Below are 12,838 nucleotides of genomic sequence, written 5' to 3'. Positions count from 1 at the left end.
GCCTAAAAAAAGCTGGATGCAGAATAAAGATTTTGATGCCTTAATTGAAAAATATCTTAATGATGAACTAAGCATTGATGAGAAAAGCAATGTGGAGTCCTGGATCCGTCACATTACCGATCATTCTGCTGCTGAGCAGCTTAGCGCGCAGGAACAGACAGAGCGCGGAGAACGCATTTTTAAGGCTTTAGGTAAACGTATAGGCACACCGGGGGAAGCAATTGTGCGGCCATTGCACCCAAAAAGAAAAATAGTATTCCAAAGACCGGGGCTGCTTGCAAAAATAGCTGCCTCACTGTTAATATGCTGCTCTTTGATTTTTTGTTTTCGTACCCGCCTTTTCGAAGCGCTGAATATCCATCAGTACGCTTCGGTAAGTAATTCGGGCAGCGATATCACCAAGACGATTTTATCAGACGGCAGTATCGTATGGTTGAAGGGCGACAGTGAGCTTACCTATCCTTTAAAGTTTAAAGGCAATTTGCGGAACGTAAACCTGGAAGGCGAAGCGCTCTTTGAAATCGCAAAAGATCCGGCACATCCCTTTGAAATTCATTGTGCAGGATTAAAGACCCGGGTCCTGGGAACCAGTTTTAATATTAAACATACCAGTCACAAAATAGAAGTAAACGTTTTAACGGGCCGTGTTTTTTTAAGTTCGGCAAAGTCGGCACCACTCATTTTACATCCCTACCAGAAGGCGGTATATCTGGAGCAGAAAAAAATAATTGTAAAACAGGCAGAGCCCGTGATTGAGGTAGCCTCATTAACCAGGGGTACAGAATATATGATGCAGTTTAATGATGCCCGCGTATCAGATGTATTGCACAGGATAGAAAACAAATTTGAAGTACAGATTACTTTAACTGATAAAAGGATCATTAATAACCGTGTGACTGCTGATTTTACTGATCAGTCTTTGTTAAATACCATCAGCATGATGAGCGATGTATTTAATCTGGACTTCAGGATAGACGGGCAATCGGTCACACTTGAAGATAAATCCTGAGATTAATCAAAAGAACATCAAACAAAACAAGTCCAAAATCAACCAAACCGACACACCAACCAAAAAACTAACCTAAGAAGCCTATGACAAGATAGAAACTCTACTTAACAGATGGCAGAGGTGTTGAAGCCACCTCTGCCACAGAATTCCCCCTCAATTTTTATCAAGAATCACCCTATCATATGATACGGGTAAGGGACTTTTTTGTCTCATTCAATCAGGAAATTAACAAAAAATCAAACAAATGTATGCAAAAATGTAAGGAAACCAGAAAGGTTCTTTTTATTCAGCTCATGCGGATCTCGGTTTTACAGATCATTTCGCTATTTATGCTCTCAGGTGTATTATTCGCTAATCCTGGTTCCTCAGAGAGCATTTTGAATAAACGGCTTTCAATCAGCTTAAAAAATGTTTCGCTGGAAACAGCACTAAATAATATTCAGACCAGGGCTGCCGTAAAATTCGTTTACAGCTCTACAGTTATCCCCTTAAACAGTAAAGTAAGTGTAACTGCCAGTCAGGAAAAGCTAAGTGATATCCTTACCGATATCCTGTCAGACCTTGGTGTAAACTACACTGTCAATGCCAGTCAGTATATCGTGCTCAAAAGGAATGAGCTTGCAATGACCGACAGCTTAATGATCAATGCCCTTCTGGCCAACCAGCAGCATACCGTTAGTGGTAAAGTTATCGGGAAAGCCGATCAAAAACCCTTTCCCGGCGTTAGTGTCGTGGTTAAAGGAACAAAAACAGGTACTGTTACCAGTGCTGACGGATCTTTTAAAATCAGTGTCCCTAATAGTGAAAGCATCCTGGTTTTTACTTATATCAGTTTTCAAACGCAGGAAGTTGCTGTAGGCACCAGCAGAACCATCAATGTGGAACTCGCCGAAAGTGCCAATGCCCTTACAGAGGTTGTAGTTACAGCTGCGGGTATCAAGCGTGAAAAAACTACACTTGGATATTCTGTAAGTACAATCAGTTCAGATAAGCTGGCTCAGAAATCAGAACCTGATCCCCTGCGTGCACTTACAGGCAAGGTGGCCGGTGTGAGCATCGGTTCATCAGGCGGTGTTGCCGGTGGTGCAACAAATATCAATATCCGCGGTAGTTCTTCACTGAATGGTAACAACCAGCCGCTGTTTGTTGTGGATGGTGTACCGTTTGATAACTCCAGCTTCGGAAACGTGGGCGGACAGAGCAGCGGTGGTTCAAGTGTAACCAACCGTGCGTTCGACCTTGATCCCAATAACATCCAGAGCATGACGGTACTGAAAGGTGCAGCTGCAGCGGCCTTATACGGTTCAAGAGCAGCCAATGGTGCGGTGATCATCACCACAAAAGCTGGTAAGAAAATGAGCAGAAAAGGAACTGAGATCGCTTACAATACTTCCTATTCGGTAGAAAACGTATCGGGTCTTCCGGAATATCAGACCAAATACGGACAAGGTACCAACAACGATTACCGCCAGGGTGTTTATGGTTCATGGGGACAGCCTTTTCCGGGTGTACAAAGTATCATTCCTACAAGAGCCACCATTCCTGCACAGTTAACCAGGTCTTTTTCTTCGGCAGTTTTTCCTCAGCTGTATCAGGCTGATGGTGTAACGCCAATCCAGATCCCTTACAGATCTTACGCAGAAGAAAATGCAAAGAATTTCTTCCAGACGGGCAGTGTTTATGAAAATGCACTTTCCATTTCTTCGGGCAGTGAAAAAGGAAATCTGAATGCAGGTTTTTCAAGGACCAATAATACAGGTGTTGTTCCAAACAACTCCATCAACCGTACTTCCTTTAACATCAGCGGAAACATGAAGCTTGACAACAAGTTCTATGTGAGCGGTTCCATGAATTACGTAACTACAAGACAAAAAACTCCACCTATCGGCGGTGCTACAGGTTCAATCATGTCGGCCCTGATGTATACGCCTACCAGTTTCGACTTAACAGGAAACCCTTACGAGAATCCTGTTGACGGCAGTAACGTTTACGATTATACCGGACTGGATAACCCGTACTGGTCTACCGTCCATAGTGTTTCTACCAGCAGTGTAGACAGGTATTATGGTAATATGGTGCTTGGATTTGATCCCCTGCCATGGTTAAACATCCAGAATACTGCCGGTTTCAACGCCTACACAGACAGAAGGTTAAACGTTCGCGGTAAAGGATCATCGTCGTACTCAAATGGAAGTATCGCTACAGATGATATCTACCGTCAGGAACTGGATAATACATTCCTGGTTACCGCTACTAAAAAATTAACCAGCGACCTCTCTCTACGATGGATTTTGGGAAATAACGTCAATCAGCGTTTAACCGACCGTAAAGCATTTTATGGTGACGGAATTATTGTAGCCGATCTGAACACGATCACAAATACAAGTTCTGTTACGCCTATACAGTTAACAAACAACAGAAATTTATTGAAACAACGTTACTATGCATTTTTTACGGATATCACCTTCGACTATAAAGACTATGCGTCATTAAACTTAGTCGGGCGTAATGATATCTCTTCTACACTTCCTGCTAATAACAGAAGTTATTTCTACGGTGGTGCAAACGGTTCATTTATCTTCACCAAAGCATTAAAGATGGATGACAGCTTCCTGAGCTTTGGTAAAGTAAGGGGTGGTTACACCCGCGTAGGTAACGAGTCTACAGCTTACCAGACCGCGGAATTTTATCTGGTGAATTCACCGCTCGGAGCTACCACAGGTGTAGGTTCTATCGGATCACCATTTACCAATTCAAACGGTACCTACAACTCATCCACCCTGGCTAACCTCTTAACAAATGCCAATCTTAAGCCAGAGTTTATCACAGAGCTTGAGGTAGGTACAGAACTGCAGTTCTTCAAAAACCGTATCGGACTTGACTTCACGTACTACAACAAGAAAAGTACTTCTCAGATCTTTGAGGTTACCGCAGCCCCTTCTTCGGGATTCACTACCCAGATCCTCAACCTTGGTGAGGCTACCAACAAAGGGGTAGAGATTGCCCTTAACCTGGCACCTTTCCGTAACCCCAATGGCTTTAGCTGGGATATCTCAACAGTATTTACCCGCAACAGGAACGTGATCAACGATCTTGGAGGCTATCAGCAGTTTGTTTTTGGTGGTGCCAATGGTACAAGCAGTGTGCACATGGTGGGCTCGCCTTACGGTCTGATCTACGGAACGGCCTATGCACGTGATGCTGCCGGCGAGATCCTGATCGATCCAAACACAGGTAAACCACTGGTATCAGGCTCACTGAAAGCCATCGGTAACCCTAACCCTGATTATATCCTGGGTATCACCAACAGCTTTACGTACAAAGCATTCTCTTTATCTGTATTGTTCGACCTGAAAAAAGGCGGCGATATGTATTCCAACACTGTCGGACAAATGCTGTCACGCGGCGTAACCAGGGATACAGAAAACAGGGAGGGAGTTTTGGTGTCTCCGGGCGTACTGGGTAACCCGGCAACGCTTCAGCCTTTACTGGATGCAAACGGAAAAACCATCCCCAACAATGTGGGTATGTCATATGAGGATTTGTTCTTCAACAATGGTATCGGCCCCGGCGGTGTGGATGAAGGGTCAATTTTTGATGCAACAGTATTCCGTCTGCGCGAAGTATCCCTTGCCTTCCAGTTCCCTAAAAGCATGCTGAAAGGAACACCTTTCGGATCAGGAATGATCTCCGTAACCGGCCGTAACCTATGGTACTACGCACCAAATTTTCCTAAATACACAAATTTTGACCCTGAAGTAAGTTCATTAGGTGTAGGTAACTCACAAGGGTACGACAACCTTTCTGTGCCAACAACTAAAAGATTTGGCGTTAACCTCAGGTTCACCTTTTAATGAATTGAAATTAAAGTATTTAAATCAGGTAGACATATGAACCCAACTTGATTAAAATAATAATTAAGACCAAGGGCAATAATTATTTTAATCATCAAAGGCTCCATCTAACGATTGAAAACAATTAAAACAGAGATGAAATGAGAAATAAAAAATACATGTTCCTGTTAGCCGGTGTATTGCTGACAGGTAGTGCCTGCAAGAAGTTTGTAGACATCAACCAGGACCCGAATAATCCCACCACAGCACAATTAACGCTGTTATTGCCTTCTACAGAAATATCCATGGCAGGAAATATGTACCAGCTCAACAGTGGTACATCCACCATCATGCAGCAAACGATGTGGTCAACCACCATCAGCCGTTACCAGCAGCAGGGTACAGATTATGCCAACTCCTGGGATGGCTTTTACAGTCAGACACTCAACGACCTGGAGTCGGTGATTACCAGCGGAACGGCTTCACAGCAGTGGGGTTATGTGGCTATCGCCAAGTTCGAAAAAGCTTACCTGTACAGTCTGATGGTAGATATGTGGGGAGATATTCCATACTCACAGGCAGAGAGCGGAGCCACAACTACCAGCCCGCCGCTTGAAAAAGGAGCTGAGATCTATGAGAAGCTTTTGCTGATGATCGACGACGGGATTGCAGATGCAGGAAAGATCACTACAACCACGCTTGTTCCTTCTACCTCAGACGTTTTTTACGCAGGTACAAAAGCCTCATGGTTAGCGATGGCAAACTCATTAAAGCTTAAAATGTACAACCAGATCCGTTTGGTAGATCCTGCAAGATCGGCCACGGCCATCAAAACACTGATCGCCGGACCGCTGATCAGCGCCAATGCAACAGACTTTACCTTTAAATTTGGTTCAGGACAAAACCCAAACAACCGTCATCCATGGCACAGAGTTGAATATCAGTCATCCAAAACCTTTTACCAGAACCAGTTCTTCATGGACCTCCTGTTTAACAACGATGATCCGCGCCTGAGAGATTTTATTTACAGGCAAACGGCTACTGCTGGTCTGAACAACTCTACCAACAGCAATGGTTACTACGGCCGTAACCCGGGCGATGGTACTGCTGCGCCGGCAGATTTGGCGCGCAGGGCTGATTTCGGTGTTTACCCTGCAGGCGGTCTGTATGATAATGCTCCGATCAACAACCTGACAGGTGCAAACTTATACCTTACTAATACTGGTGCAACGGCTACCCCAAAAACAATAGCGGTAACAGACGGTACAGGTGCCGGGATAATTCCTTTGATTACCAATGCAATGGTGAAATTTATCAGGGCCGAGGCTGCTTTAACCCTGGCAACAGGTGATGATGCAAGGGCAAACTTTAGTGATGGCGTTACTGCCAACCTGAACAGTGTGAGCACATTCGCGGTAGCGAATAACGGTGTGGCCATACCAGCTGCAAGTATTACCGGTACCGTAGCAAAGCTTTTAGCACAGTACGATGCAGCAACAGCTGCCGGCAAGCTCAACCTGGTGATGACACAGAAGTATATTGCCACCTATGGTAATGGTATGGAAACATATAACGATTACAGAAGGACAGGCTTACCGGTCCTGCGTGATCTTTTATCACCACTGAGCACATTTCCTTTGCGCCTTTATTATTCTCAGACAGAACTTTCTGCCAATACCTCCTTCGGTGCCAATGCAAGTGCAATCCAGGTGGCGCAGCAGATCACACCTGTTTTTTGGGATAAATAAAATTGATGGATAAAATTTGTCAGGATCAACTAATCAAAACTATTACCAAATAAAAGAATATATGAAAAACTTTATACTGTCCATATCATGCATCTGTTTGCTGGGATTAGGTGCATGTAAAAAGACCCATTACGAATGGGAGAATTACACCTACACGGCTGTTCCTACGGTAAAAATTGATACTGCGATGTCAGCATTGCCTACCCGGCAAAATGCCAAGGTTTCCTTTTTCAACCTGAAGGATGCAAACCTCGCGAACGAGCGGATGTCGTTTACCCTCAACTGGGAAGGCTCGGGCTACGCCAGCGTAACATCAATAGAGGTGTACAGGAGTTTCAATAAAGCAGAGGCCAGTGTGCCGGCTTACCCTATTGTGATTTCATCACCGGGCAACCAGTATCCAAACATCGCACAGTTTCCTATTCCGGGAAACATTACAACCACGGATGTGCTGTACGAAACGGTGACTACATTCCCTAAAACCTATACTTTCACCGCAGCACAGCTCGCTGCATTGAACAATATCAGTTTAACCTCTGTTGCCGTAAATGATTACTTCCTGTTCAAGTTTGTGGTGAACCTGTCAGACGGCCGCCGTATTGCAGCCTGGTTTGCCAATCTTGCCGATGAATCACGCGGAGAACCTGGCGATACACGTACAGGGGTGCGTTTTAAGAGCCAATAGTCATTTCTTTAAATACCGGATAACCGATCGGCCTGATCGGTTATCCTTTTTGATTTAACTTCAGGTATCATCTTTTGGGCTCAGCTGAAGATTCAGTAAAGCCACAGGTTTTATCCTTACTACAGAAATTAATATGGTCATAAATAAAAAAAATGCTGCAAAGGCACTGTTCGCCTTGCTGCTGGGATGTACAGCTACCGTAAATGCACAGGACAGCGAACAATCCGCATCCGTTCCAATCGACAAAAAATATACTGCAGAAATCAAAAAAATCGCTGCGGCACCGCTTGTAAAAAAGGCAATGCAGCAGATTGTTGATCTTGAAAAAGAAACAATGAGCAACCACGTGCTGCTCACCGAAATCCCTTCACCTCCATACAAGGAAGCAAAAAGGGCAGCGAAATTTGCAGAAATGATCAAAGCTGCGGGTATTGATTCCGTTTGGACAGATACCGCCGGCAATGTGCTGGCTTTCCGTAAAGGCCGTACCGGCAAAAAACGCGTCATACTCGAAGCGCATATGGATACGGTTTTTCCCGAAGGTACAGATGTAACGGTAAAGTACAGGGGAGATACCCTATGTGCCCCGGGAGTGGGAGATGATACCAGGTCACTATCGGTATTGCTCACCATTGTGAAAGTGATGAAACAAACCAACATCCAGACAGATGCTGATGTGATCTTTGTAGGTGCTACCGGCGAAGAAGGACAAGGCGATCTGAGAGGAGTTAAAAACCTTTTCAGTCCTGCGGGGCCGGGAAAAATTGATTCTTTTATTGCCATTGACGGCTCCGGAACGGAAGGCATCGTGCACCGTGCACTGGGCTCACACCGTTACCGCGTAACCTTTAAAGGACCGGGAGGGCATTCTTCAGGTGCTTTTGGAATCGGCAATCCGCACAATGCACTTGGCCGCGCCATGCACTACTGGGACGAATCCGGTAATGCCTATGCAGCAACACCTGGTACAAGGGTAACATTTAGTGTAGGAGTAATCGGAGGTGGGACTTCGGTTAACTCCATTCCCTTTGCTTCCTGGATGGAAGTGGATATGCGCTCAGAAAACCCTGAACGCCTCAATGCCATGGACGCCCTCTTAAAGGCGGCCATCAGCAAAGCCCTGGCAGAAGAAAATGCCATGAAAAAAATGGGCAAAGACCTTACCGTGGATATCAAACTTATCGGCGACCGCCCTGCGGGGAACAACCCTGCAACAATTCCGTTAGTTCAGCGCATGATGGCCTCAATCTCTTATCTTGGTGGAACACCAAAACTGGGCGTAGGATCTACAGATTCCAACATCCCCTTTGCAAAAGGCGTACCCGCAATGACAATTGGCCAGGGCGGAAAAGCAGGCAATGCACATTCACTCAATGAGTGGTTTTTAAATGATAAAGGATATATCGGAATTCAACAGTCACTATTGGTTCTGCTCTCTGAAGCAGGATTAGCCGCAAAATAAACAGGATGAACAAATCAACCCTACCCGCGCTATTTTCACTGATTATGATGGGTTCCGCCCTTTCTGCCGCTGCGCAGGAAGAAAAGCCCAAAACAGCCCCTATAGCGGCACAATATACTGCTGATATTGCCGAAATCACCAGCAAAGCTGTCGTGAAAAAGGCCCTGCAAACGATCATCGACCTAGAAAAGGAAACGATGCGCAATCATGTTACCCTTACCGAAATCCCGGCGCCGCCCTATAAGGAAACCGCCAGGGGGATCAAATTTGCAGAAATGCTCAAAGCCGCCGGTGTGGATTCGATCTGGACAGACACTGCCGGCAATGTTATCGGTCTTCGTAAAGGAAAAACAGGTAAAAAGAAAGTAGTGCTTGAAGGTCATCTGGATACCGTATTTCCCGATGGCACCGATACCAGGGTTACCTTTAAAGGAGATACCTTATACGCTCCGGGCGTAAGCGATGATACCCGCGGGCTTGCGGCACTGCTTACCGTAGTAAAAGCGATGAAACAAACCGGTATTCAAACCGATGCAGACGTACTATTTATCGGAACTACAGGAGAAGAAGGACAGGGAGACCTCAGAGGCGTAAGAAACCTGTTCAGTGCTTCGGGGCCGGGCAAGATTGATTCCTATATCGCTTTTGACGGCACCGGATATGGTCATACTACTCACAGGGGCCTGGGCTCGCACCGTTACAGGGTAACTTTCAGGGGGCCGGGAGGCCACTCTTCAGGGGCATTTGGTATCGGCAACCCGCACAATGCCCTTGGCCGGGCCATGCAGTACTGGGATGAGTCGGGCAATACATTTGCTGCCACAGCAGGTATTCGCGTAACCTTCAGCGTAGGCGTAATCGGCGGCGGTACTTCGGTAAATTCTATTCCTTTCGAATCCTGGATGGAAGTAGATATGCGCTCAGAAAACCCCGGACGCTTAAACGCGATGGACACCCTGCTGCGAAAAGCAGTTCAAAAAGCCCTGGCAGAAGAAAATGCAATAAAAAAATCCGGTAAAGACCTTAGGGTAGAGATCAGGCCGATTGGCGACCGACCTGCAGGTGGCAGCGATCCCAAGCAGCCGCTGGTGCAGCATGCCATGGCCGCCATGAAATACCTGGGCGCAAGCCCAACGCTGGGCGTCGGCTCGGCAAACTCCAATATTCCTATCTCGCTCGGTGTACCGGGGATCACGATAGGCTCAGGAGGAGAATCCGGCAACTACCACGCATTAAACGAATGGTTTCTGAATGATAAAACTGGTTATCTTGGTATCCAGCAGTCGCTGCTGGTCGTATTGTCAGAAGCCGGTGTAGTCAATAAATAAAAACATAAAAATGGAGAATATGTACAACAAATTTAGCAAAATGTTTACCCTGGCTTTGCTGTGTACAGCAGGCTTAGCCAGCGCGCAATCCATTCCTTCGCCAAAGGAATACTTTGGTTTTAATATCGGGGATGATTACAAGCTTACTACCTACACCCAGGCGGAAGCGTATTACAAAAAACTGGCGGCGTCACCGCGTACCAAACTGGTGGATATCGGTATGACCGAAGAAGGCCGCCACCAGTGGATGCTGATCGTTTCCTCGCCGGAGAATATCAAAAAGCTGGCAGAATATAAGGACATCTCCCGCAAGCTTGCCCATGCAGAAAACCTTACGCCCGCAGAAGCGAAAAAGCTTGCTGCCAAAGGCAAGGCTATCGTTTGGATTGACGGAGGTTTGCATGCTACAGAAACTGTAGGAGCACATCAGCTGATCGAGACGATGTACCAGCTGGTTACACGTACCGATGAAGAAACGATGACCATCCTCAACAATGACATTATCCTTTTGGCACAGGCCAATCCTGATGGTCAGGAATTGGTAAGTACCTGGTATATGCGCAATGCAGATACCTTAAAACGCAAACTGGATATTCCGCGTGTTTATGAAAAATATGTAGGCCACGATAACAACCGTGATTTTTACATGATGAATATGAAGGAAAGCCAGAACATCAGCAACCAGCTGTTTGTAGAATGGATCCCGCAGATCATGTACAATCACCATCAGCGTGGGCCTGAAGGTTCTGTGCTTGCAGGACCTCCGTACCGTGACCCTTTCAATTATGTTTTCGATCCGCTGATCGTGACCAGCATTGATGGTGTAGGTGCAGCAATGAACAACCGTTTAAATACTGAAAACAAACCCGGATATACACAGCGTAACGGCTCCCAGTTCTCTACCTGGTGGAACGGTGGCTTGCGTACCACGCCATATTTCCACAATATGGTAGGCTTGCTCACAGAAATCATCGGCGGACCAACACCAGAAGATATCGCCCTGGTGCCAGACCGTCTGATCCCGAACGGCGCTACACCTAACCCCGTAGTACCACAAAAATGGCATTTCCGCCAGTCGATCGATTATTCTGTATCCCTGAACTATGGTGTGCTGGACTATGCTTCGCGTAACCGCAGCAACTTATTGTACAACATTTACCAGATGGGGCAGAACTCCATCGCCCGTGGCCACGAAGATCACTGGACGTTCTATCCCAAATATGTGCAGGCCATCAAAGACGCTTACAACAAGGATAAAAAAGATACCGGTGCAGAAAAAAGCGAAGGCGAATTTTCTTTTGGCAGCGAAAGCGGTATCCCCGCAAAATATTTTGATGCTGTTATGAAAAACCCAGAGCTGCGTGATGCAAGAGCCTATATCATTCCTGCAAACCAGTCTGATTTCCCTACCGCGGTAAGATTTATCAACTCACTGATCCGTTCGGGTATCAAAGTGGAAAGAGCTACCGGAACCTTTACCTCAGAGGGTAAAACATATCCCGGAGGATCATATGTTGTATCTACTGCCCAGGCTTTCCGCCCGCACGTAATCGATATGTTTGAGCCACAGGACCACCCGAATGACTTTGCATACGAAGGCGGGCCTCCGATCAAACCGTATGACGCTGCCGGATGGACACTGGCTTTCCAGATGGGCGTAAAGTTTGACAGGGCCATGAGCGAAGTTACAGGTGATTTCAAAACAGTTCCATACGGAGAGATCCAGCTGGCACCAAAACTAAGCATTGCCACTGCAAAAACAGGCTATACGATCAGTCCTAAACAGAACAATGCTTTCATCGCAGTGAACGATCTGCTCAAAGGCGGGGCAGAAGTTTATCGCCCAACTACAGGTTCAACAGGCGAGTTTTATGTTCCTGCATCGGCAGCGGCAAAAACAATCCTTGCAAAATCTGCTGCTGAATACGGAGTGATGGTCAGCACTGCCGCTTCAAAACCATCCGGTTTGGCTAAAATCACACCTTCACGTATTGCGATCGTAAATACCTACGGTGGTTCAATTCCTGCAGGATGGGTACGCTGGCTGATGGAGCAATACCATTATGGTTATACCGTGATCTACCCGAATGAAGTAGATGCGGGCGACCTGAACAAAAAATATGATGCCATTATCCTCGTTACAGGTATCGTGCCTGCCAATGATAAACCATCGCCGTTCAGCCGTTACTTTGATAAAATGCCAAAGGCTGATGAAGTACCGGACGAAAACAAATCCTGGATCGGTAAGATCTCCATTGCGAAATCAGTGCCGATGTTCAAGAAATTCCTTGAAGCGGGCGGTAATATCGTAACCATCGGTACCAGTACCAACCTGGCCTATCACCTGGGCCTGCCGGTTAAAAACCAACTGGTAGAACCTGGAAAAGACGGCAAGGATAAACCACTTCCGGGTACCAAATACTATATTCCGGGAAGTTTGTTAACTGTAAGCCTGGATACCAAACAACCATCCAACTGGGGTATGGCAGAGCAGAACGATGTACTTTTTGACAGAAGCCCGGTTTTCAAACTGGAGGCAGGCGCCGAAGCTAAAGGCATCAAACCACTGGCATGGTTCCCAACGGCTACACCGCTGCATAGCGGATGGGCATGGGGACAGGCCTACCTGAAAGATGGTGTGGCTGCATTCGAAGCACCGGTAGGAAAGGGTAAACTGTATGCGTTCGGACCGGAAATCACCTTCCGCGGCCAGTCGCACTCTACCTTCAAAATGCTGTTCAACGAACTGTACGGCCAGAAGAAATAATATCAT

General features: G+C 46.3%; 7 protein-coding genes. All 7 read left to right on the top strand.

The genetic code is table 11. The features are described from left to right. Nucleotides 1-16: 16 nt before the first annotated feature. Nucleotides 17-1,009 (top strand): FecR family protein, encoded by a 993-nt coding sequence (locus tag FN831_RS07475; protein WP_142527575.1) that lies wholly within the window; start codon nt 17-19, stop codon nt 1,007-1,009. A gap of 248 nt (nt 1,010-1,257) precedes the next feature. After that, complete coding sequence (locus FN831_RS07470; RefSeq protein WP_246101409.1) at nt 1,258-4,863, top strand: SusC/RagA family TonB-linked outer membrane protein; 3,606 nt, start codon at nt 1,258-1,260, stop codon at nt 4,861-4,863. A gap of 140 nt (nt 4,864-5,003) precedes the next feature. Then, on the top strand, nt 5,004-6,590 hold the full coding sequence (locus FN831_RS07465; protein WP_142527574.1) for a SusD/RagB family nutrient-binding outer membrane lipoprotein: 1,587 nt from the start codon (nt 5,004-5,006) through the stop codon (nt 6,588-6,590). Between the two features lie 61 nt (nt 6,591-6,651). Then, complete coding sequence (locus tag FN831_RS07460) at nt 6,652-7,275, top strand: hypothetical protein (RefSeq protein WP_142527573.1); 624 nt, start codon at nt 6,652-6,654, stop codon at nt 7,273-7,275. 133 nt (nt 7,276-7,408) lie between these two features. After that, nucleotides 7,409-8,737, top strand: coding sequence for a M20/M25/M40 family metallo-hydrolase (locus tag FN831_RS07455; RefSeq protein ID WP_142527572.1), 1,329 nt, complete (start codon nt 7,409-7,411; stop codon nt 8,735-8,737). 5 nt (nt 8,738-8,742) lie between these two features. Then, complete coding sequence (locus tag FN831_RS07450; RefSeq protein WP_142527571.1) at nt 8,743-10,065, top strand: M20/M25/M40 family metallo-hydrolase; 1,323 nt, start codon at nt 8,743-8,745, stop codon at nt 10,063-10,065. 19 nt (nt 10,066-10,084) lie between these two features. Then, nucleotides 10,085-12,832: a M14 family metallopeptidase gene (locus FN831_RS07445; RefSeq protein WP_142527570.1), complete on the top strand. Its 2,748-nt coding sequence runs from the start codon at nt 10,085-10,087 to the stop codon at nt 12,830-12,832. The last annotated feature ends 6 nt before the right edge of the window (nt 12,833-12,838 follow it).

This window comes from Pedobacter westerhofensis (genome assembly GCF_900182595.1).
In the GTDB taxonomy this organism is placed as follows: domain Bacteria; phylum Bacteroidota; class Bacteroidia; order Sphingobacteriales; family Sphingobacteriaceae; genus Pedobacter; species Pedobacter westerhofensis.
This window is presented reverse-complemented; position numbering and strand designations above follow the sequence as displayed.